Raw genomic sequence first — 21,268 nt, 5'->3', positions numbered from 1 at the left:
CGTGCTGCGGGTTCAGTTCGCCTGGATCGCGGTCTCGGCCACCAGCGGGTCTGCAAGTAGACCCGGGGCCAGTTCGGCGCGCAGCACGCCGCGCAGGGCGTTGCTGACCCAGATCGCCTCGGCGCGCCGCAGGTCGGCCAGGGTCAGGCTGCGCTCGCCGGCCGCCACGAGCGGGTCGGCCAGCAGCTGGGCGCGCATCACGCCAGGCAGGGCGCCGTCGCTCACCGGCGGGGTCCACCAGCGGCCGTCCAGGCGCAGGAAGACGCTGCTGCGCCCGCCCTCCACCAGCCGGCCGTCGCGCGTGAAGAACAGGCTGTCGAAGGCGCCCTGCGCCTCCGCGGCCGTGACGCCCGCATCGTAGTGCGCGCGCAGCGTGGTCTTGAAGGCCGCCAGCGGTGCGGCATCGGGCAGGCGCTGCGGCGAGACGATCAGCCGCACCGGCGCGCCGTGTCCACCGTCGTACGCGCCGTCGCGCTCGGCGGGCAGTGGGGCCAACGGCGCCTGGCGCAGGTTGAGCTGGCCGTCGTGCGCCAGCGCCAGGCGCAGCCGGGTCGGGCCGGTCAGTGCCTGCGTGGCTTCGTCCAGGAGGGCGCGGGCGGCCTCCGCATCGAAGGCAAAGCCCAATTCCTGCGCACTGCGCGCGAGCCGGGCCAGGTGTTCATCCAGCAGGGCGATGCCGTAGTGAGGCTCGCCGCGCATCGTCTCGAACAGCTCGAAGCCCGGGTCCAGCGCGGTGAGGAAGCGCGCCTTCAGCCGGCATTCGGCGCGTTCGTCGGCGGCCACGCTGTCCATCACGATGCCGGCGCCCACGCCCAGCCGCAGGGGGCGCAGGCCAGGGTGCAGGTCGTGGTTCGGCTCGCCCAGCGTCAGGGTGCGGATGGCGACGTTGAGGCAGAAGTCCTCGCAGCGCTGGCTGAGGTCCGCGGCTGCGTCCGCCCATCCGATCGCGCCGCAGTACAGGCCGCGCGGGGTGGACTCCAGCCGCTCGATCCAGTGCATCGTGTGCCGCTTGGGCGCGCCGGTGATCGAGCCGCAGGGGAAGGTGGCGCGCAGCAGCGCGGGCAGGTCCACCGCCGGCTGCAGCCGGGCCATCACGGTGGAGGTCATCTGGAAGACGGTGGCGTAGGGCTCGATCTCGAAGAGCTGGGGTACCTGGACCGAGCCGATTTGCGCGATGCGGCCCAGGTCATTGCGCAGCAGGTCGACGATCATCAGGTTCTCGGCCCGGTTCTTGATGTCGCCGGCCAGCTCGCGGGCGGTTTCGCTGTCGCCCAGCGGGTCTCCGGCCACGCGCCGCGCGGTGCCCTTCATCGGCCGGGCGGTGACGACGCCGGCCTCGTGGCGCAGGAAGAGCTCCGGCGAGCGGCTCAGCACCCAGCGCCGCGCGTCGTCGGCGCGCGCGGGCAGGGCGATCAGCGCACCGTAGGGCACCGGCTGGCGCTCGCGCAGCCGGCGGTACAGCGCCAGCGGCTCGCCCCAGACGTGGCCGTCGAGGCGGTAGGTGTAGTTGACCTGGTAGGTCTCGCCATCGGCGATGGCGGCGTGGATGGCGGCGATGGCCGCATCGAAGGCCGCGTCGTCCACGCTCGGCGTCAGGCCCAGCGTGCCGGCCGGGGCGCCGTCGTCCTGCCCGGCCAGCCAGGCGGTCACCGCCTCGGCCGACAGCCGCTGCAGCCGACGGAACATCAGCACCCGCAGCGCGGCCGGCTCGTCGGCCGGCGGCGGGCGGTGCGCAGCGCCGATCAGCCGCGCGCCCCATTCGTAGTCGGCCAGCAGCACGGCGTGCAGGGGTTCCGGCGCACGGAGATCGGCCTGCACCGCCGCCCAGGTGGCATCCAGGTCGGCCGGGTCGCTGCAGCGGTGCTCGCGCACGAAGCCGGTGTAGAGCCGGCTGGTCGGTGCGGCGTCGCTGGCGCTGGCGTCGTCGAGCAGCGCGAAGGGTTCCTGAAGGCTAGTCATGCAGTCAAATCATCGCCCTGACAAGGGTTGCAGGAACCGGTGCCGGTTCATGCGCCCTTGTCAGGACCAGTCGTTCATGTCGTGCCGGATCGTCTCACGGTTGGCGATCAGCTCGTCGATCGTCGGCTCGTTGGCCAGCGCGCGCTTCAGCGCCAGCTTGGTGGCCTCGTAGTTGGTGCGGTACATGTCCTTCTTGTCGAGGTTCGGGTCCTTGGCGCAGCGCGGGTCGATCCAGACCAGGCTGACGACGCACAGCTCATCCACCATGTCCCGCGGGATGATGCCCTCGATCACGCAGTCCAGCACCGCGTCGGCGGTGGCGCTCTGCACCACGCCGCCGAAGAGGTCGATGTTGGCCATGTCCTTGAGCGTCACCTTCGGCACGGTGATCGTGGCCGGGCGCACCAGCTGGTTGCAGGCGCGGATCGCGAACATCGCGGTGTGGCCCTTGCTCTGCGCCATCATGTTGGCAAAGGCTTGGCCGACCGGGCCGTCGACGCGGCCGATCAGGATCTCGGGCATCGCGTCGGTGAACTGGCCCTCGGCGGCCAGCACGGTGGCTTCGCCAGCGTGGAAGGTGTAGGGCAGGGCGCGGTGGTGGCTGGTCATCGGGTCTCCGGGAAAACAGGTCGTCGGGAAGAAGAAGGAAGGGGTTCAGCGCGGCAGCAGCCACTCACCCTGGCCGTCCACCGCCAGGTCGCCACGCCAGCGCTGCGGGCGGCGGGCGGGCAGGGCGGCGAGCGCGTCGGCGATGGCCTGTCCGGCGAAGTGGCGGGCTCCGAGGCCCGCCAGGTCGCGGGCAAAGAGCTGCCAGAACACGGCGGTGTCGCCCTGGCCGGGCACAAAGGTGGTGGGTGGCGCGGGCGCCGCGTCCGGCTGCAGCCAGACCAGGCTACCGCGGCGCTGGCCGTAGCCGGGGTGAGCGCCGGCGCCCCCGCCCAGCAGCACGCTGCCGGCCACCAGGCGGGAGGCGGCGAAGTCGCCCACGTCCCCGCCGACGATCAGCGTGCCGCGGCGCATGCGGTCGCCCAGCCGGTCGCCCGCCCGGCCGTGGATGCAGATCAGCCCGCCGCGCAGGCCGTCCATGCTGCCCGGCAAGGTGCTGGCGACGAAGTGGCCGGCGTCGCCCTCGATGTGCAGCTCGCCGCCGGCCATCTCCACGCCGGCCAGGTCGCCGGCCGAGCCGCGCACGCGGACCGTGCCGGCGCGCATCGTGCTGCCGAGGTGGTCGCCCACGGGGCCGTCGACGAGGATCTCCCCGCCGGCCAAGCCCCAGCCGAGGTGATCGACGCGGGAGAGGTCGCCGATGAGGTGCAGGGCAGGTTCTTCTGCCTCGAAGGCCTCGATGTGGAAGCATTCGGCCAGCGGCAGCCACTCGCGGCCGTGGGCCACCGGCAGGCGCTCGATCGCCGCGAGGTCCAGCGCGGCCAGCGCGCCGGGCAGCACGCCGCGCAGGTCCAGCCGCAGCGGCAGGCGCTGGCGCAGGGTCAGGCGATGGCCGTTCATGCCGACGCTCCTTCGGTGCTGCCCAGCAACCGCCGCAGCGGGAAGTGGAAGGGCCCCAGCTTGCCGCCGTAGTTGCCGGCGGAGATGCGGATCAAGCCACTGTCGGCGCCGCGTGCGATGACGGCGTTCATGCCCACGCGCATCGCCTCGCCCACGGCGGCCTCGGTCAATCCGTCGATGACGATCTCCATCACGCAGCCGATGCGCTCGTCGAGCTCGCTCTTCAACGCCAGGCCGACCAGCGTGGGGCAGAAGGCGTCGTTGGTGGAGGCCATCAGCGCCGGGTACTTGCTGCCCACCTTGGAGCCGGAGCGCACCACGCCGCCGGGGAAGGGCATCACCACGTCGGGCACGCGGCGCATCGCGGCGACGGCGGCCTCGGCGGCGTCCAGAGCGGCGTCGGTGTCGCGCGCCAGCAGCAGCAGGTTGCCGCCGCCCACGCCCTTGACCACCGCGGTGGTTTCCTGCGCGATGAATTCGCCGTCCATCACCGGCGCGCGCCAGTAGCGCCGCCCGCCGATCACCTTGCTGGTCTGCCAGCCGTCGCCGAAGAAGCGCAGGTTCTTGCCCAGGCCGATGGCTTCGCCTTCGTGAAGGCCCGCGTACACGGCGGTGGTGGGACAGGTCAGCACGCACTGGCCGACGCGGCGCTCCAGCTGCTTGGCCAGCTCCTTGCCGCTCATCGCGAAGATCAGCAGCGCCACGCCGGGGCGGCCGTCGGGCGTCTCGTCGGGGCCCAGTTCGCGCTCGATGCCGGCCTCGCAGCCGCAGGCGATCACCGAGGTGGCGAAGCCGGTGGCCGTCACGCCCGCATGCCGTGCCCACTCCATGCGGTGGGCGGTGACGACGATGCGCGTGGCCTTCATCGGGAAGGCTTCGGCAAAGGTGTCGTCCACCGCGATCCCATTCAGGATCAATGCCTCGTCACTCATGTCGAGGCTCCTTCGAAGCATTCGGTCGGCAGCAACCGGCCGCCACGGCAGCAGGCGCAGAGCTCGTCGTGGCCGATCTCCAGGTGCTGCGGGTGCAGCGAGCCGTTGCGCGCCATGCGCTCGCGCAGCGCCGCGGCGAAGCCCGTGTCGCGCGCGTCGTCGAAGCGCGGCGTCACGAAGTGCGTGCCGCCCACCGGCGTGGCGGTGATGCGCCCGGCGCGGGCCACCACGCGGCCGTCCTTGAAGACCCACTCCGGCGTGGTGAACATGCGCTCGCGGTCGATCGGATCATCTCGGTAGACGGCGATGTCCGCCGCCGCGCCCGGGCCCAGGTGGCCGCGGTCGCTCAGGCCCAGCAGCTTCGCCGGGGCGGCGCGGGTCATCACCGCGATCTCCTGCAGCGTGAGTTCGCGCTTGAGGTCCTTGAGCGCCGAGTTGGCGGCGACGTCGGGGTGCAGGCGGGCGAGCTGTTCCTCGCGGAAGGGGCGGTCCATCAGCAGGCGGATCAGGTGCGGGTAGCTGGTGAAGGGCGCGCCGTTGGGGTGGTCGGTGGTCAGCACCACCTGCCAGGGGTTGCGCACCGACAGGAAGATTTCCAGCCCGATGGCCCACTGCAGCGCGTTGACGTAACTCTTTTCCTGGTAGCGAAAGGGCACCACGCCGCAGCCGGCCTCGCACTCGATGTCCGCGCCGATCCACTTGCGCGGGCTGGCCAGCCCGGCGTTGGCGTGCTGGCGCATCGTGTCGCCCGAGGCGGTGACCGTCTGGCCGAACAGGATCTGGCCGACGTCGATGGACAGCTGCGGCCGCGCGTTCACCGCCTCCACCAGCTGCAGCGCGGCCGAGGAGAACTTCTTCGGTCCTTCCCGGCCGTAGGCGTGGAACTGCACGTGCGTCAGGTGGGCGGGCAGGCCTTCGAGGGCGTCGATGGTGGCCAGGGTGCTGGCGATGTTGCCGGCCACGCCCAGGTTGCTGCCGTGGATGTGCAGCGGGTGCGGCACGCCCAGGTCGGTCAGCCCGCGCGCCAGGGCCTGCACCACCTGCCGGGGCGTGACGCCCCAGTGCACGTGCGACTCGTCCACGTCCAGCCGGCGCTGGTGGTACTTGAAGGCCGAGATGCCGGCCGGGTTGACCACCTTGATGCCCATGGCCTTGCTGGCATGCAGCGTCCAGCCGATCAGGTCGCGGATCTCCTCGGGCGGCGCGCCCTCGGCCAGGCGCTGGAGGAAATACTCGTCGTTGCCCAGCAGCACGTAGGCGCCGTGGTCGAGGATGGGGGTGTCGCCCATCTCCATGTGCGCCTGCCGGGCGTTGGCCGCCAGCATCGCGGGCTCAAAGGCCGCCGTGTAGCCCATCTGCACGTAGCGGTAGCCGGTGGCCAGCGTGCCGGGCGTGGCGTGGCCGCAGGAGATCAGCTCCAGCGGGTTGTCTCCCGGCGTGCAGGGGTTGGCGCCACCCGTCATGCGGTCGCGGTGATCTTCGGGCAGCAGCATCCGGGCCAGGTTCACCTTGCCGCCGCCGATGTGGCTGTGCAGGTCGATGCCGCCGGCCATGACGATGCAGCCGCTGGCGTCGATCACCTCGGCGGGCGGCTCGGCCGGCAAGGGGACGATGCGGCCGCCCTGGATCGCCAGGTCGCGCACCTCGCCGTCGATGCCGTTCGTCGGGTCGTGCAGCCAGCCGCCGCGCAGCAGGGTCCAGGTCATGCCGCCACCTCTGTCACTTCCACCCCATCGAGCCGTTGCAGCTCGGTCCGCAGCGCGTTCACCGTCTCGGCCACCGACGGCAAGGTCGAGTGCCGCAGCGCCTGCAGCGGCAGCATCACCACGCTGTCGCAGCGCACCAGGTGGCCGGCGTGGTCGACGCCCGGCGTGCCGACCGGCAGGAAGACGGTGGCCGACTCGTGCCCCAGCGCATGGGCCAGCGCGGGTGGGCCGAGCAGGATGCGCGGGCGGTCGCCATCGGGCGGGCGCTGGTCCGGGAAAGTGCCCACCCACAGCAGCAGGTCCACCGCGCGGTCGGCCAGCAGGCGCTCGCTGGCCAGGCGCAGCGTGTCGTGCTCCAGACCGCGCGGGCCCACCCGTGTGCGCAACGGCAGGCCCGATAGCCAGGTGTGCACCGCCTGGGCTGTGGCCGCGCCGCCCGCCCCACCGAGCGGGAAGCCGGCGGCCCGGCCGCTGAGGTTCAGCCGGCCGATCAGGCCCTGCAGCCGCTCGATCACCAGCCCGGCCTGAGCGCCGAGCTGGCCTGGCTCCCAGACCAGCACGGCGTAGCGGGCGCTGCGCAGGCGCTCGGCCAGCGCGCGCAGCTGCGCGTCGGCGCAGCGCTGCGGCCGGGTCAGCGCCAGGTGCAGCAGCGCGGCGGTGGCCGGCCCGTCCAGGCCGGGGGCCAGCCATTCGATGTCGGTGCTCCGCCCGTCGACCGTGATCGAGCGCGGCGGATCGACCCCGTCGCCGAGCACGACGATCGCGGGCGGCGTGTCGCGGCCGGCCAGCAGGCGCTCGAACAGCCGCGGCGCGCGCTCGGCCGGCCAGCTGCCCACGCAGACGATCAGGTCGGCGTGGCGGCGCACCTCCGCCAGCGTGGCGGTGTAGCCGCCGCGGTCCTGCTGGGCGCGCAGGGCCTGGGCCAGCGGCTCGCCGCCACAGACGTCCGAGATCGCGCCGACGCGGCTGGCCAGCGGGTAGAGCGCCCGGGCCGCCGCCACGTCCGCCCCCCAGCCCGCCAGCAGCGGCTGACGGGCGGCGTGCAGCCACTCGGCCGCCACGCGCAGGGCCTGCTCGCGCGGCACGGGCTGGCCGTGCAGGCGGGCACTGGTCTCGGCTGGCCCAGCCGCGACCGTCGAAGCGGCCAACCCGGCCTCGGCCTTCGGGCAGCCGGGGGCCGCTGCGCTGCGGTCATCGCAGAGCAGGGGGCAGAAGGGGCAGGTCCAGGGCGCGTCGGCAGCGCCCGGCGCGGTGCGGTCATCGGTCATGGCCCCTGGCGGAGGCAAACGCCATGCCATGGCACGGGCGGGTCAGACCGGGTAAGCGGGGCCCTTCAGGGAGACAGGCTGTTCAGCCCCAGGGGCCCGGGCGCTCGCGCAGCGGCACAGACTGTCGCGCCAGGCCGGCCGATCGGTCCTCGCCGGCGTGGCACGAAACCTGTAACGAGCCGACCATGAGTCTTCGCCCAGATCTTCCTTCAGGGCCGCGCCTGTGCGGGCAGCCGGCCGTCGTGCAGCGCGCTGGCCACCAGCCAGCCGGTGGCGCCGGTGCCGGCGGCGGCACGCAGGTCGTCCGGGTGGCGGATGCCGCCCGAGCCGATGAACTGGCGCTGTGGCGCCAGGCCGTGCAGCGCCGGCAGGGTCTGCAGGTCCGGCCCGGCGTCGCTGCCCACGCGCTCCAGCGTCATCACGATGACGCGCTGTGGCCAGAGGTCGGGGCGCTGCCAGCAGCCGGCACGGTCCAGCGGCTGGCCGGCGCGCCGGTCCAGCGAGAGCAGCGCGCGGGTGCCCAGCGCATCGTCGGCGGTGAAGCAGCCCGCCAGCGCGGCGGCGTCGCGCAGCGCCTCGCTGGCGTAGACGGGGTCGATCGCCTCGCCCGCGGCACCGAGCTCGGCCCAGAGCGCGTGGGCGGCGGCGGCATCGGCCCAGCCGGCATCGAGCCAGAGGCGCACGCCGGGCAGTGCGGCAATCAGCCGGCGCAGCACATCGGTCTGCGCTTCACCGCCGAGCAGGGCGTCCAGGTCGGCGATGTAGAGCCGGTCGCTGCCGGTGTGGTGGCACAGGGCGCGAGCCAGCTCGACCGGGTCGCTGCCGGCGCGCAGCTGCGAGTGCATCGGCGGGTAGTGCTGGCGCTCGCCGCGCACGGCGCGCACGACCTGGCCGCGCATCAGGTCGAGCACGGGGATCACGGGAACCGCAGGGAAGAGGGCGGACATGGCGGTCAGGGCGGTCAAGGAGAGGCGCAATGAGCGCATCGGTGCTGGTGCTGGAGTTCCTCAGCGCGGGCGGCCTGCAGGGCGACCCGGCCGAGGCCGAGCTGATGCCGCTGGGTGTGGCGATGCGCGACGCGATGATGCACGACCTGCTGGCGCTGCCGCCGACGGTGGTTCGATCGGTCGGCGTGGCCGTCTGCGCCGCGGCGCCGCTGCCCGCAGTGCCTGTCGTCGCGTCGCAGGACCCCCGCGTGCGGGCCCTGCAGGCGGCACCCGGCGAGGACCTGCTGGCCTTCCTGGCGGCGCAGGCCCGCGGTTTTGACGCCGCCTGGGTGGTGGCGCCGGAGAGCGGTGGGCTGCTGGCGGCCTGCGAGGCGGCGGTGCGACAGGCGGCCGGGCCACGCGCCTGGCTGGGCAGCAGCGCGTTGGCGTTGGCCACCTCGTCCCTCAAGTCCCGCACGCTGGAGGCGCTGGCGGGGCAGGGCGTGGCCACGCCTTTCGACGCTATGTGGGCGGCGCAGGCGCGGCGCTGGGTGGTCAAGCCCGACGATGGCGCTGGTGCGGTGGCCACGCAGGTGCTGGCGGACCACGCTGCGGCCGAGGCGCTGGCGCAGCGCCGCCGCGCCGCCGGCGAGGCAGTGACGCTGCAGCCCTGGGTGGAGGGCGAGGCGCTCAGCCTGTCGCTGCTCTGTCGTGAGCGCGGCGCCGAGCTGCTGAGCCTGAACCGGCAGCACATCGGCGTGGATGCGGCCGGCCGGGTGGCCTTCGAGGGCGTCGAGCGCCTCTGCACCGACGGCAGCGATCCGCGCTGGCCGCGCCTGCAGTCCCTGGCCGATGCCACCTGGCGGGCCCTGCCCGGGCTGCGCGGCTTCGTCGGCATCGACCTGGTCTGGCACCCGCAGGCCGGGCCGGTGGCCATCGAGGTCAACGCGCGGGTGAGCTGCGCCTACGTGGGGCTGTCGCAGGCGCTGGGGCGCCATGTGGCGGGCGAGATCCTGGCGCTGCGATCCACCGACCCGGTAGCGGTGGCGGTAGCGGCGGAGGCGGCCGATGCGATCGCCTGAGCCCGCAGCAGATGCCGTGATCGGCTGGGACGTTGGTGGCGCCCACCTGAAAGCCTGCCTGCTCGTCGATGGGCAGGTGCAGGACGTTGCTCAGTGGGTCTGCCCGCTCTGGCAGGGTCTGCAGCACCTGGAGGACGGCCTGGCGCAGGCGCGCGCACGCTGGCCCCAGACGCAGGATGCCCAGCATGCGGTGACGATGACCGGCGAGATGACCGACCTGTTCGCCGATCGGGCCGACGGCGTGCAGCGCATCGCCGCCCTGCTGGAGGCACAGTGGCCGGGCCGCGTGCGTCTGTACGCCGGGCCGGGGCAGTGGGTGGCGCCGGTGCAGGCGGGCGCGGCCTGGCCGGAGATCGCCTCGGCCAACTGGCGCGCCACCGCGCAGCATGTAGCGCAGCGCCACGGCCGCGGGCTGCTGGTCGACATCGGCAGCACCACCACCGACCTGATCGCCTTCGACGGCGGCGAGCTGCTCGGCCACAGCCTGAGTGACCGCGACCGCCTGGCCAGCGGCGAGCTGGTCTACCAGGGCGTGGTGCGCACGCCGCTGTGCGCGCTGGTGCAGCGCATCGCCTTGCAGGGCCAGGCGCTGAACGTGATGAACGAGTTCTTCGCCACCGCCGCGGACGTCTATCGCCTCACCGGCGAGCTCGATCCTGACCACGACCTGCACCCCGCTGCGGATGGGGCCGCCAAGACGCCCGCAGCCACCCGTGCCCGGCTGGCGCGCATGGTGGGCTGCGACGTGCGCGATGCCAGCGACGCCGACTGGCTCGCCTTTGCCCGCACCTGGCGTGAGGCCCAGCTGGCGCTGATCGCCACCGAGCTGGCCCGGGTGCTGGACGCCCACCGGCTGGGCCTGCGCGGCGCCGCCGTGGTGGCGGCGGGGGCGGGGGCCTTCCTGCTGCCCGACCTGCTGCAACGCCTGCCGGAGCGGTTCGGTGCCGCCGAAGGGGTTAAACTTGACTATGGTCAAGATGTGGCGTCCATCGGCCGAGGTGATCGCTACGATGCGCTCTTGCGAGGGGCAAGGCTGTGTGCACCCAGCGTGGCGGTGGCCGCGCTGTTCGCCCAGGCGCAGAAGAAGAACCAGAAGGAGCGCGTCTGATGTGGGTGGTCAAGCTCGGTGGGAGCCTGTGCAGCGACGCCGCGCTGCCGCAGTGGCTGGCGCTGCTCACGCAGCTGGGGGGCGGGCGCATCGCGCTGGTCTGTGGCGGCGGCACACTGGCCGACGAGGTGCGTGCGCTGCAGGCCCGCTGGGCCGTGGACGATCTGGCAGCGCACAACATGGCGGTGTTGGCGATGGTGCAGAACGGCTACCTGCTGCACGGCCTGGCGCCGCAGCTGCAGCGGGTGGCGCGCGAGGCGGACATCGCCCCGGTGCTGCGCCGCGGTGGCGTGGCGCTGTGGATGCCGCTGGAGCGCCTGCGTGACCAGGCCGACGCCACCACCAACTGGAGCGTCACCGGCGACAGCATGGCGCTGGCGCTGGCGCAGCGGCTGAACGCCGAGCGGCTGGTGATGGTGAAGGCCTGCGCCGTGGACCCACGGCGCTCGCTGGAGCAGCTGGTGGCCGACGAGGTGCTGGACGCCGCCTTCGCCCGCCTGGCCCGCCGGGCCGGCGTGCCGATCGACCTGCTCAGCGTGGACCAGACCGAGGTCCTGCGCAGCCTGCTGCTGACGGGCGAGCGTGCGGCGCTGCCGGCGCAGGCCGCGGCGGGCGCGGGGCGCTGAGTCTGGCTGCCACTGCGGCAGTGCCGCGTCAGGCGGCCACCGCTTGCGTGGCGGGCTGAGACAGCGCGCCGAGCAACCCGGCCAGCCGGGCGGCATCCAGCCCGAGCCGGCGGTCCCCGGCGCAGACGGCCGAGCGGAAGCCGGTAAAGTCCGGCGCCAGCTGGCGCAGCCGCGGCAGGTCGCCGAGCTGCAGGGCGCCGGCCAGGCCGATGAGGCTGCCGGCCTGGCGCACGCGGGCGATCACCTCGGCCAGCCGGGCGTCGCCGTGGCGCTGCAGCAGCGAGCCGCCGCGCTTGTCGGCGGTGTCGAGCATCACGGCGGCAAAGCCCTGGGCCAGCACCCGCTCCAGCAGCGCATCGTCGATGGCCCGGTCGGCGATCAGCACCGGCACCAGCGGCAGGCCGGCGCGGCGCTGGCGGCCCAGCGCCTCGGCCAGTGCCACGGCGCCGGGGCCGGGCTCGATGCCGACCTTGACGAAGTCCACGCCCGTCGCCGCCACGCGGGCCACCTGCCGCTCGATCAGCGCCAGCGCGTCGGCCGGCCAGTCGCCGATGGTGGCGCTCACGGGGGTGGCGGGCGCAGCGTGGCGCAGCGCCAGCACGATCGGGCCGATCGCCGCCACCGGCAGGCCGCCGAGCGCGCCGTCCGAGGGCTCCTTCAGGTCGATGAAGCCCACGCCCGCACGGGCTGCCTGCAGCGCTTCGTCGAGGTTGCGCACGCTGACCAGGGCGCGCAGGGTGGGGGGCGATGTCGCTGGGGGCGTCGTGACCCTCATGCAGCCACCTGCTGGCGATCGCTCTGATGGTCGTTCTGGGGCTCGTTCTGGTGCGCGCGGTGGTAGGCCACCGCCTCGCACAGCCAGCCCCATGCCTCGTGCTCGGCGGCCGAGGCGGTCCGGTCGATGGCGGTCTGGCCGATCGCCATCTCCTGCTCGATGCGTGCCAGCGGCAGCAGGTGCAGGCGGCTGACCAGCACCGCGCCCTCGATCACCGCAGCCTGGGCCCGGTTGAGGCCAGGGAAGGGCGCGTGGGTGAGGTCCTCGCAGACGTCCAGCGTCAGCACCGGGCGGAGCGGGTCCTCCTGGACGTCGCTGAGTTCCAGCGCGAGGTGGCGCAGCGCCACAGACAGGCGGCGCCCGCGCCCGCCCGCCAGGGCGACGCTGGGCCACTCGCGCCGGCCGGTGACGCAGCCGGCGAAGAGGCGCGTGTCGGTGACGATGTTCAGCACCGCGCGGCGGGTGGCGAGCAGGTTGTCCAGCGTGGTGGAGGGGCGGAAGGGCATCACGACCACCTGGTCGACGGCCTGGTTGCCGCGCTGGGCGCTGCGGTAGCGCACGCCCATCGGCGCGATGTGCAGCACCCCGTCCGGGGACTCGGTGGTGACGAGGGTTTCGTAGATCACGTCATTCGGGGCGGTCATCGGTCGGCCCTCCCGTGGCCGGGGGCGGGGTGGGTTGGAGGCGGCTGGCCGTGCGTGCGGCGCCCGCCCGGCGCGGCACGCGCGTGGTTGGCGCCGGCGGCGGGGCGGACAGGGGGCCGCAAGCGGCGTCGGAGCGGCCGGCGGTGCCGGGCTGGCTTGACGTGGCCACGCCCCAGCCCAGCGGCTGGTCCTGCACGTAGCGCTTGCCCAGCTGCCAGGCGATCTCGGCGCGGGCCAGCTCCACGCCCATGTAGAAGGCGTGGCCGGCGTCGTCGCCCAGGCCCAGCTGCGGCCAGAGCGTGAAGGGGTCGGTGGCGTGGCGCAGGCCGTCGCGGTTGTAGACGTGCAGGCCGTCGGCGGCCACCTGGATGCGGAAGTTGGGGTCGCGCACCTGCGCGGCGGTGGCGGCAATCTCCTCGGGCGAGTCGGGCCAGGGCCGCTTGGCGTGCACCGTCATCAGGCCGTCGCTCAGGCCCTTGGGCAGGGTCTGCAGCTGCACGGCGGCGTGCATCACCCGCCGGGCCAGGTCGGCCTCGCGCACCGCGCGGCGGGCGTGGGCGCTGACCTGGGTGGTGAGGATCGCGGCCACGTCCAGCTCGGCGGCCAAGCCCAGCAGCAGGGCGTTGACGCCGCTGGTGTCGGCCTCGGTCAGCTCGGTGACGTTGCCCACCCCCATCAGGATCGGTGCGTCCGGGAAGGCGTCGCGCAGGCGCTGGTAGCGCACGATCGAGCGCGCCAGGCCGAAGGGCAGCGGGTCCAGGATGGGGTCGGCCAGGAAGGGCTGGCCGCGCCGCTGCAGCTCACGGATGCTGGCGTGCAGCCCGGCCTCGTCGCCCGGCTCGCGGCCGATCAGCACCGGCGTGCAGCCGTCGGGCAGCTCGTCGGCGATCCACAGCAGCCCGGGCGGCAGGCTGAGCAGGTAGTCGGCACCGGCGCGCGCGCCCGCCAGCAGCTCCTCGGCCACCAGGCTGTCGACGCTGACGCGGTGGCCCGCCGCCTTGAGGGCCTGCACGCTGTCCGCCAAGTGCGGGAAGGGCGTGTCCGGCAGGCTGCCCAGGTCGATCACGTCGGCGCCGTCGGCGGTGAGTTCGGCCGCACGCGCCAGGATCTGCGCCACCGTGAGCCGCGGCGCATCGACGATCTCGGCAAAGATCTGCGTGCGGTAGGTGCTCAGGTCCACCGGCTGCGCGGCGCGGCGGAAGTAGGCCGGCAGGTCCTTGAGCTCCTCGGGCCCGCGCTCCACTGGGATGCCGTAGTGGGCCGACAGCGCCGCCAGGTCGCCCTGGCAGCGCCCGGGCACGATGAGGCGCGTGACCGGCGCGGCGGCCTGGACCGGCGCGCTCACGCGGCGGCGGATCAGCTCGGCCGTCATCAGCGCGGCCACCTGCACGCCGATCTCGCGCACTTCCCAGGTGAAGGGCAGCGTGTCCGGGCCTGCATCGAGACCTGCACCGAGGCCTGCATCCAGGCCCTCGAGCACCCGGCGCAGCGCCGGCTCGGCCAGCCGGCCGGTCAGGAAGACGAGGTGATCCACGACAGGGCGAGTTCGTGCAGGCGCTGGTCCAGCGCGGTTTCCAGCTCGGCGAGCGAGGCCACCACGCGGGCGTGGTCGATGCCGCGCAGGCGCTCGACGTTGTCCAGCTCGATGCGGCGCGGGCGCAACGTCACCCAGTCGTGCGGTGCGCGCGTGACCACCACCGGCTCGGTGTCGCAGGCGTAGACGATGCCGGGGATGCCCAGCTTGCCGGCCTGGGCGAACATGTTGGTGGGCAGCGTGTCCGAGAAGCCGTAGGCGCACTTGGCCACCGTGTTGCTGGTGGCCGGCGCGACCACCACGGTGTGATAGACCTCGGTGTAGAGCTGCCCGACCGGCACGGCGCTGGCGGTCTTGTCGCGCAGCACGCGAAAGCGCGTTTTGAGCCGCTCCAGCGGGATCTCGTAGATGCCCAGCACCTCCTCGGCCGCGGCCGAGAGGAAGAGGTCCACCTGCGGCAGCCGCTCGGCCAGTGCCAGCGCTTCATGCAGGCCGTGGCCCGAGCCGGTCAGGCACCAGGCGAAGCGCGAACGCGCCTTGAACTGCCCACCCCGCCGGCCGCCGTGCCGTGGACCGATGCCACCGCCGACGCCACGGCCCCGGTGAGGGACACCGCGCCGCTGGACCTGATCTTCATCGAGGGCTACCACGGTGAGACCGTGATCGGCATCCACCCCAGCGAGCTGCACCTGCCGCAGACCCTCGTGATCGACCTCACCGCCGGCCTGCCGCGTGCGCTGGCCTGCGACTCGGACCAGATCGGCGACACCATCGACTACAGCGTCGTGCGTGAGCGGCTGGACGCCCTGATGCTCGACCACGGCGTGCAGCTGCTGGAGGCGCTGGCCGAGCGCATCGCCCGGCTGCTGCTGATCGACTTCCGCGCTGCCTGGGTGCGCGTGCGCATCGTCAAGCCGCGCAAGTTCGACAACGTGCAGGCCGTCGGCGTGATGATCGAGCGCCGCCGCAGCGACCTGCGCGATGCCCGCCAGCACAGCGCCCGCAGCGCCCAGGTGTTCAACCTGCTCGCCTCGGGCCTGGTGCCCCAGCGAGAGCCCCAGCCAGACGACGCGCACTGACGCGGCCGCCGGCACACGTCGACGCGTGCCGGTACGCTGACGTGACCAGGCGCCGGAATCAGGCGGCGTTCCAAGGCACCAGCGAAAAGGCCCGGGCCACCCCCACTTGGCGGCCCGGGCGTCGGAGAGTCACCCAGGAGTCAATTCATGCAGGGGCTGTGCCCAGCAGCCCCTGCGGCGCGACCCCTCAATGAGCGGCAAAGGGGTGGGCGGAACTGCCCTTCTTGGCCACCACCTCGGCTGCGGTGGGCGAGCCCGCCACGGCGCGCGCCAGCGCCTCCTTGGTGGCGGCGTAGTTGTAGTCCTGGATCTTCGCGTCGTCGGCGGCCAGCCAGTGGATGAACACGCCCACCGAGATGAAGAGGTTGTCCGCCTCGTCGGCCGGGATGGTGCCGTTCTCGACGCTGTCGGCCACCGCCATCGCGACGCCACGCTGCGCCGGGCCGAACATCTGCACCGCCTGTTTGGCGCCCTTGATCGTGACCTTGTTGAACATCACGGTGGCCGGCTTGCACAGCAGGTTCGGTGCGACCACCGCCAGCAGCGAGGTGAAGCCGTCCTTGTTGTTGGTGAGGCAGTTGGCAAACGCGGTTTCCGCCGCGCTGCCGCGCGGCCCGATGATGAGGTCGATGTGCGCGACCTCGTTGCCGTCTCCCACGAGGGATTCGCCGACCATCATGCGATCGATCTTGGCCATGGTTTTTCAGTCTCCAATCAAGGGTTTGTGGTCCGTGCGGTTGCCGCATCGCGGCATGGGTCGCAGCGCAGGCGCGGCGCAGTGCCGCGGCCCCAGGTCTGTCTAATCACGTTCCGTGCCACCTTGGGCGGTGGGCACCGTGCCGGTCAGCAGGGCGGCCATCAGCGTCGCCACGGTCAGGTCGGCGCTGCTTCCGGGGTTCAAACCGGCCGTTTTGAGGGCTTCGTCCCAATGGGTGAAGGCCGCATCGGCCTCCAGCACCACGCCGGCGGCCTGGCGCGCGGCCCAGCCCTGTGCCTCGCGCAGGACAACCTGTGCCACTGCGCTGCCGTGCTTGCGAACAAGGTGTGAATCCTCGCCTGAGCCGAGCCAGGCGAGGTAGACGCGCTGCACCGCCGCCACCTGGGCGCGGCTGGGCTGGGCCGGCCCGCCGGCCGGGGCCGCCAGTGCCCGCCGCCCGGCGCCACCCAGCGCGGCCAGGCCGAGGTCGAAGAGTTCACCGAAGCCGTTGCGGTACTGGCGGGCCAGCCGGTCGCGCCCGGCGGCCAGCGCCATCGCCTCGCGCAGCGTCACGCTGGGGGCATCGCGCACGTCCTGCGTGTCGCTGCGGCCCAGCCCGCCGGGGTTGGCGCGCACGATGGCGCGGAAGGCGGCGGCGGCGTCCTCACGGTCCAGTTCGGCCAGCACTTCGGCGAGTGCAGCGCGCAGAGTGGCTGAGGTGGCTGGGGTCAGGTCTTGTGTCTTGCTGTCTGGTTGTTGCTGTGCGTCAGTCAGCCGCTCGGCTGCGGCCGCCAGTGGCGCGCACAGCAGCAGGATGCCCAGGTTGGTGTTGCAGCCCACGCGCTCCCAGGTGGCGGCCATGGCCGCCTCGATGCGCTCGCCGACGCGGGCCCCGGCGCGGCAGAGCGCTGGGGCCGCGACCGCGGCGCTGTCCAGAAAGGTCTGCGCCTGCATGCCGTGGCCACTCGAATGCCGGCTGACATTGCCGGGCTTGCGCACCGCCACGTCCCAGGCGCAGGCGAGCAGGAAGGCGCGCTCGATGCGCCCCGCCGCGTCCGCGGCCTTCATGCCCGCCGCCCGAGACGGCTCGGCGCTGCCGCGGCCAGCTTGCGGTCGATCAGGTCGTCGACGAGGGCGCGGGCGATGCGAAAGCCCGTCACCTGCTGCAGGCCGCGCCAGGCGGCCACGCCGTTGACTTCGATGATCTGGATGGGCTGCGCTGCCTCCGGCGCGGGCATCAGGTCCACCCCGGCGTAGTCCAGGCCGAGCGCAGCGGTGGCAGCCTCGGCCAGCCCGGCCAGCGCCGGCGTCAGCTCGGCCGGCTCGACGCGTGCGCCCTGGGCGACGTTGTGGATCCAGTGCGTGCTGACGCGGCGCATCGCCGCCACGGCCCGCCCGCCAATCACCAGCACGCGCCAGTCGTGGCCGGGCTCGCCCGTCGCTTGGCTCGGCGGCAGGGGCGCGGGCAAGAAGCGCTGCAGGTAGTGCAGACCGGCCGGGCCGGCCACGCCGCGGGGGCGCTCGGGCAGCGGCTCGAAGGCGCCGTCCACCCGCCCGACCCGCGCCAGCCCCTTGCCCTGCGAGCCGAACAGCGGCTTGCTCACCAGGCCCTGTCCGGCGGCAGCGGCCTTGACCAGCTGGCGGCGTGCGCGCGCCGTGTCCTCGCCCACCCAGGTCGCCGGCGTCGGCAGGCCGGCGCGGTGCAGCAGCCAGGTGGTCATGGCCTTGTCGACGCTGCGCTCGATGGCGCGCGGCTCGTTGTAGACCGGCACGCCCAGCGCCTGTAGCGCATGCAGGATGCTCAGCCGCTTGGTGACCTGCTCGAAGCTGCCGCCGGCGATGCCGCGCACGATCACCGCATCCGGCAGCGTGCGGCCGTAGCCGGGCAGCAGCAGGCCGTGCCAGTGCGCCGAGGTGTCGAACTCGCAGTCCGCCAGATCGACGCAGCGGCCCACGCCGCCGCGCTCGCGCAGCGCGCGCTGCAGCTGGCGCGTGTGCCAGCCGATCTCGTCGGTCATGATGGCCACGCGCAGCCCGCGCGGCGCTGCGGTGTTCGAGCGTATCGAGGCGACGCGGCCTGCGTCATCCAGCGGCAACCGCGGATCCGGCTCTGCCGGTCCGCTGGTTGCGCCCCCCTGGGGGGGAGCGGCGAAGCCGCAACGGGGGGGGGTCATGATCGTCAGGCTTCCTGCTGCCAATGCCGCAGCAGCAGCCCCAGGTCGGTCGCGCCGGCGTGGAAGGTGCTGCCGCTGTCGAGGTGGCTGATCCAGACCTCCGCCGGGGCGAACAGCATCGGGTCGATCTTGTAGAAGTCGAACCCGGCGGCCTGGAAGACCTCGGCAAACGGCCGGCCGTAGTCCGCTGAGGTGGCGGACGGCAGCCGACGGGCCAGCTTGTGCGCCGCCTCCACCGGGCCGCGCACGCTCAGGCGCACTTGGCCGCCGTAGAGGATGGCGTCGTTGGTGCGGCCCATCGCCTGCACGCTGTCGGCGGTGGGGGCCGGCAGCGGGGCGCAGGCCGCGCCGTCGATGAGGTGGGCAAGGTCGAAGCCCGTTTCCTGCGCCAGCGCGTGCGTCTTGTGCAGCGCCACCTCCAGCACCCGCGCCACCACCTGCGTCGTGCCGGCCAGGCTGCGCGTGGGCGTCAGGATCACGGTCAGCCCCTCGGGCGCCAGGCCGCTGTCGCGCAGCACCTTGTCCAGCACCACCGGGGGCGGCGCGCGGTCCACCTCCAGCACCAGCACGCCTTGACCGGCGCTGTGACTGGCGCGGTCGCGGTAGCCCAGCTCCTCGAACAGCGCCTCCTTGCCGGCCAGAGCCCGCACCGGCCCGGAGCCCAGCGCAAAGAATTTCTTGCCGCCGGTCTCCTCCTTGCTGGCCGCCAGGCTCCAGCCGGCGTACTGACTGCCCAGGCAGGCCAGCAGCGGCTGGGCGCTGGCCACGTCGAGCCAGTCCGGCCAGCCGCCTTCGGGCTGGCAGCGCTGGCTCACGCGGCCCAGGCCACCCAGGCAGATCTCGCCGATCAGCCGGCCGGCGGCGACGCTGCCCGGCACGTCGATGCCGGCGTCGATCAGCGTGACGCCGCGCGCATCGCGCTGCACCTGCACGCCGAGCGCATCGGCCTGGTCGATCAGGCGCTGCACCAGCGGGGCGGCGAGGGCGTTGACGCTCAGGGCGCAGTTCGCCAGCGGAGGGGACAGGGGGGTGCTCATGGGGAACTGGTTTCCATCGGAGGTTGGGTGGGCAGGGCCAGGTCGTCCAGCGACTCGTTGCCCAGCAGGTCAGCCAGCGCGGCGTGGCGCTGCGCCAGCGTGGTGGCCACGGCGGCTTCGGTAGGGGCGTGGGCGCACAGCGTGCACAGGGGCTCGCCCGCGGCCACGGTCAGCGGGGCAGCGGGCAGGTCGTGCAGATCCAGCGCCTGGGCTGCGTCGAGCAGGCGCTGCCAGCGCGGGGCGTCGAAGGGGAGGGCGGTGCGGGCGTAGGCGATGGCGCTGCCGCGCACCCTCGCCCCGCGCAGTCGGGCCAGCGCGGCCGGATCGGGCAAGGACCCGGTACAGGCGTCGAGGTGAGCCTGCACCAGGCCGCCGTCCGGGCCGTAGAGCGCTGCGCTGGCGCTCCAGCGTGGGTTGACTTCGAGGATTTGCCAGCCGCCCGGCGTGTCGAGCAGGTCCAGGCTGCACAGGCCCTGCAGGTGGAACTGAAAGGCCAGCGCGTCGAGCCAGCCCTGCCATTGCGCACGCTGCGCCGCAGCCGCGGGTAGCGGGCCGATCACCCCGCCGAAGCGCCAGGGCCGCTCGGGCGTCAGTGCCAGCAGCTGGCGGTTCAGGCCCAGCAGGGCGGCGCGCCGGCCATCGGCGAGGAAGGTGAGCGACATCGGCGTGCCGGCCAGCTCGCGCTGCCAGTAGCGCCGTGGCAGCCTGTCCGCAGCCGGCGCAGTGCGCTGGACCTGCACGCCACCGGCACCGCCGAAGTCCTTGCACAGCCAGCCGGCTGGATCCGCGGGTGCGGCGAAGGAGACGGGGGGGTAGGGCAGCCCCAGCGCATCGAGCGCGGCAAAGAAGCGCTGCGGCTGGCGCAGCACATCGGCGTTGTGCGGCCGGGTGCCGGCAAAGCGCAGGCCGAGGTCAGGGCCCGAGCCCAACTCCCAGCGCGTCAGCCAGGGTCCCAGGGTGGCGCCTTCGGCCGCGAAACCGCTGGTCAGCAGCAGCGGCGTGCCGGGCGGCAGGCGCGCCTCGTGCAGCGCCGCATCCAGGCTGGCCAGGTCGACCTGCCAGGGCTGCGCGGGGTCGAGCCGCAGGCGGTGCCAGTGCGCCGCAGCGGCCCGCGTGTCCAGGTCGCCGAAGGCGTCCAGCGCCGTCACGGCAAAGCCATCCCGCCGGGCCGCCTCGGCTGCGGCACGCACCGACAGGCCGGCGATGGCGATCGGCAGGGACGGCACGGCGCTTGGGGTTCCCGCTCAGGCCGCCGCCGGCGCCGCCAGGATCTGCCGCGCCAGCTCGAAGGCCTCGCGGAAGCTGAGCACCTGCGGCGTACCGGCCTCGTGCATGCGGCGCAGCAACTGCTGCTGGGTCTGGTACTTGACGTTGCCGATTGCCAGCGCGCCGATGCCCACTGCGCCGTTCAGGCCGGCGATGGGCGCGCCGCGGTCCATCACCTCCACACCCGCCACCCCGGCCGGCGGCACCGCGTTCACATCCGCCGCCACGCGCAGGTTGCGCGCGAAGGCCAGGTCCTCGGCGCCCACCGCCTGCACACCCGCCGCGGCGCAGGACAGCAGCACGTCCGCCGTCTCCAGCGAGGCGCGCACGGCGGCCCGGTCACCGCCGCTCACCCCTTCGAGCGTGACGCCAAAGCGCTCGCCGGTCAGCCGCGCCGCCGCCTCCGCCGCATCGATGCCGGTGCGACTGGACAGCGCCACCTGCGCGCCCGCCTGCGCTGCCAGCACGCAGGCGATGCGGCCGACCGGCCCGGTACCGCCCAGCACCACCACGCGCCGCCCGGCCAGCGTGCTGCCGGCGTGCTCGCGCAGGGCGGCCTCCACGCAGGCCACCATCGCCGCCGCGGTGGTGTAGGCGCCGCTGGGGTCGGCCATCAGCGCCACCTGGAAGGGCGCGAACATGGCCCGCTTCGCCTTCTCCAGCATGTCCGCGGCCAGCAGCGCATCGCGCCCGCCGATGAAGATCGCCGTGCGCGCCAGGCCCTTGGGGCTGCGCGAGAAGATCGCGTCCTGCGTCAGCGCGGCCACGCCCTCCAGCGTCACGCCGGTGTAGGGCGCGATCACCTGGTAGCCGGCGTCGGCGGCCATGTTGACGTCGAAGGGGCTCATCTGCGAGCCGGGGGTGAAGAGGTGGAGGATGTAGGGGCGTTCCATGGTCGGGGGGCGTTCGTCTGGTGGAAGGGGGAGGGCGGTGTCGGTGCGGGCGCCGG

Annotated in this window: 21 protein-coding genes; 4 read left to right on the top strand and 17 right to left on the bottom strand. The window is 73.6% G+C overall.

Annotated features, from left to right (window positions below; translation table 11 throughout):
• Nucleotides 1-12: 12 nt before the first annotated feature.
• The 7 genes from NGK70_RS18045 to NGK70_RS18015 all read right to left on the bottom strand — a co-directional run bounded on the left by NGK70_RS18045 (nucleotide 13) and on the right by NGK70_RS18015 (nucleotide 8,336).
• Nucleotides 13-1,959 carry a chorismate-binding protein gene (locus tag NGK70_RS18045; RefSeq protein ID WP_251969872.1) on the bottom strand — a complete coding sequence of 649 codons (1,947 nt, stop codon included), beginning with the start codon at nucleotides 1,957-1,959 and terminating at the stop codon, nucleotides 13-15.
• Between the two features lie 60 nt (nucleotides 1,960-2,019).
• On the bottom strand, nucleotides 2,020-2,568 hold the full coding sequence (gene fae, locus NGK70_RS18040; protein WP_251969871.1) for a formaldehyde-activating enzyme: 549 nt from the start codon (nucleotides 2,566-2,568) through the stop codon (nucleotides 2,020-2,022).
• A 45-nt stretch (nucleotides 2,569-2,613) separates the two neighbouring features.
• Nucleotides 2,614-3,465, bottom strand: a complete 852-nt coding sequence (locus tag NGK70_RS18035) for a formylmethanofuran dehydrogenase subunit C (RefSeq protein ID WP_251969870.1) — start codon at nucleotides 3,463-3,465, stop codon at nucleotides 2,614-2,616.
• Complete coding sequence (gene fhcD / locus NGK70_RS18030) at nucleotides 3,462-4,397, bottom strand: formylmethanofuran--tetrahydromethanopterin N-formyltransferase (RefSeq protein WP_251969869.1); 936 nt, start codon at nucleotides 4,395-4,397, stop codon at nucleotides 3,462-3,464. Before fhcD ends, NGK70_RS18035 begins: the two co-directional genes overlap by 4 nt.
• Entirely contained in the window at nucleotides 4,394-6,103 is a 1,710-nt protein-coding gene (locus NGK70_RS18025) for a formylmethanofuran dehydrogenase subunit A (protein WP_251969868.1), read from the bottom strand. Before NGK70_RS18025 ends, fhcD begins: the two co-directional genes overlap by 4 nt.
• Nucleotides 6,100-7,371, bottom strand: coding sequence for a molybdopterin-binding domain-containing protein (locus NGK70_RS18020; RefSeq protein WP_251969867.1), 1,272 nt, complete (start codon nucleotides 7,369-7,371; stop codon nucleotides 6,100-6,102). The genes NGK70_RS18025 and NGK70_RS18020 overlap by 4 nt, the downstream gene beginning before the upstream one ends.
• Before the next feature lie 209 nt (nucleotides 7,372-7,580).
• On the bottom strand, nucleotides 7,581-8,336 hold the full coding sequence (locus tag NGK70_RS18015; protein ID WP_310742544.1) for a HisA/HisF-related TIM barrel protein: 756 nt from the start codon (nucleotides 8,334-8,336) through the stop codon (nucleotides 7,581-7,583).
• A gap of 11 nt (nucleotides 8,337-8,347) precedes the next feature.
• On the opposite strand from NGK70_RS18015, the gene NGK70_RS18010 reads away from it, so the two are divergent.
• From NGK70_RS18010 to NGK70_RS18000, 3 genes are read left to right on the top strand one after another with little or no spacing between them, the layout of a single operon-like run.
• Complete coding sequence (locus tag NGK70_RS18010) at nucleotides 8,348-9,379, top strand: ATP-grasp domain-containing protein (RefSeq protein WP_251969866.1); 1,032 nt, start codon at nucleotides 8,348-8,350, stop codon at nucleotides 9,377-9,379.
• Entirely contained in the window at nucleotides 9,366-10,487 is a 1,122-nt protein-coding gene (locus NGK70_RS18005; protein ID WP_251969865.1) for a hydantoinase/oxoprolinase family protein, read from the top strand. Before NGK70_RS18010 ends, NGK70_RS18005 begins: the two co-directional genes overlap by 14 nt.
• A complete protein-coding gene (locus tag NGK70_RS18000; protein WP_251969864.1) occupies nucleotides 10,487-11,113 on the top strand; it encodes an amino acid kinase family protein in 627 nt (208 codons plus the stop codon). Before NGK70_RS18005 ends, NGK70_RS18000 begins: the two co-directional genes overlap by 1 nt.
• A 28-nt stretch (nucleotides 11,114-11,141) precedes the next feature.
• Here the strand turns inward: NGK70_RS18000 and NGK70_RS17995 are convergent, their stop codons facing one another.
• From NGK70_RS17995 to NGK70_RS17980, 4 genes are read right to left on the bottom strand one after another with little or no spacing between them, the layout of a single operon-like run.
• Nucleotides 11,142-11,888, bottom strand: coding sequence for a (5-formylfuran-3-yl)methyl phosphate synthase (locus tag NGK70_RS17995; RefSeq protein ID WP_251969863.1), 747 nt, complete (start codon nucleotides 11,886-11,888; stop codon nucleotides 11,142-11,144).
• A complete protein-coding gene (locus NGK70_RS17990; protein ID WP_251969862.1) occupies nucleotides 11,885-12,532 on the bottom strand; it encodes a DUF447 domain-containing protein in 648 nt (215 codons plus the stop codon). Before NGK70_RS17990 ends, NGK70_RS17995 begins: the two co-directional genes overlap by 4 nt.
• Nucleotides 12,516-14,066: a DUF6513 domain-containing protein gene (locus NGK70_RS17985; protein WP_251969861.1), complete on the bottom strand. Its 1,551-nt coding sequence runs from the start codon at nucleotides 14,064-14,066 to the stop codon at nucleotides 12,516-12,518. Before NGK70_RS17985 ends, NGK70_RS17990 begins: the two co-directional genes overlap by 17 nt.
• Nucleotides 14,045-14,644, bottom strand: a complete 600-nt coding sequence (locus NGK70_RS17980) for a flavoprotein (protein ID WP_251973820.1) — start codon at nucleotides 14,642-14,644, stop codon at nucleotides 14,045-14,047. Before NGK70_RS17980 ends, NGK70_RS17985 begins: the two co-directional genes overlap by 22 nt.
• A gap of 24 nt (nucleotides 14,645-14,668) precedes the next feature.
• Between NGK70_RS17980 and NGK70_RS17975 the strand changes: the two genes are divergently transcribed.
• The gene (locus NGK70_RS17975) at nucleotides 14,669-15,145 is read left to right on the top strand and encodes a dihydroneopterin aldolase (RefSeq protein ID WP_251969860.1); all 477 of its coding nucleotides are present in this window, start codon (nucleotides 14,669-14,671) and stop codon (nucleotides 15,143-15,145) included.
• A gap of 187 nt (nucleotides 15,146-15,332) precedes the next feature.
• Here NGK70_RS17975 and fae (NGK70_RS17970) read toward each other — a convergent pair whose 3' ends face one another.
• The 6 genes from fae (NGK70_RS17970) to NGK70_RS17945 all read right to left on the bottom strand — a co-directional run bounded on the left by fae (NGK70_RS17970) (nucleotide 15,333) and on the right by NGK70_RS17945 (nucleotide 21,212).
• A complete protein-coding gene (gene fae, locus NGK70_RS17970; RefSeq protein WP_251969859.1) occupies nucleotides 15,333-15,842 on the bottom strand; it encodes a formaldehyde-activating enzyme in 510 nt (169 codons plus the stop codon).
• A 102-nt stretch (nucleotides 15,843-15,944) separates the two neighbouring features.
• Nucleotides 15,945-16,910 (bottom strand): triphosphoribosyl-dephospho-CoA synthase, encoded by a 966-nt coding sequence (locus NGK70_RS17965; RefSeq protein ID WP_251969858.1) that lies wholly within the window; start codon nucleotides 16,908-16,910, stop codon nucleotides 15,945-15,947.
• Nucleotides 16,907-17,875, bottom strand: coding sequence for an ATP-grasp domain-containing protein (locus NGK70_RS17960; RefSeq protein ID WP_256490865.1), 969 nt, complete (start codon nucleotides 17,873-17,875; stop codon nucleotides 16,907-16,909). Before NGK70_RS17960 ends, NGK70_RS17965 begins: the two co-directional genes overlap by 4 nt.
• Nucleotides 17,876-18,021: 146 nt before the next feature.
• Nucleotides 18,022-19,053, bottom strand: a complete 1,032-nt coding sequence (mch, locus tag NGK70_RS17955; RefSeq protein ID WP_251969857.1) for a methenyltetrahydromethanopterin cyclohydrolase — start codon at nucleotides 19,051-19,053, stop codon at nucleotides 18,022-18,024.
• Nucleotides 19,050-20,279, bottom strand: a complete 1,230-nt coding sequence (locus NGK70_RS17950) for an ATP-grasp domain-containing protein (RefSeq protein WP_251969856.1) — start codon at nucleotides 20,277-20,279, stop codon at nucleotides 19,050-19,052. The genes mch and NGK70_RS17950 overlap by 4 nt, the downstream gene beginning before the upstream one ends.
• 18 nt (nucleotides 20,280-20,297) lie before the next feature.
• Nucleotides 20,298-21,212: an NAD(P)-dependent methylenetetrahydromethanopterin dehydrogenase gene (locus NGK70_RS17945; RefSeq protein WP_251969855.1), complete on the bottom strand. Its 915-nt coding sequence runs from the start codon at nucleotides 21,210-21,212 to the stop codon at nucleotides 20,298-20,300.
• Between the last annotated feature and the right edge of the window lie 56 nt (nucleotides 21,213-21,268).

The sequence above is a fragment of the Sphaerotilus microaerophilus genome (assembly GCF_023734135.1).
Classification (GTDB): domain Bacteria; phylum Pseudomonadota; class Gammaproteobacteria; order Burkholderiales; family Burkholderiaceae_C; genus Sphaerotilus; species Sphaerotilus microaerophilus.
This window is presented reverse-complemented; position numbering and strand designations above follow the sequence as displayed.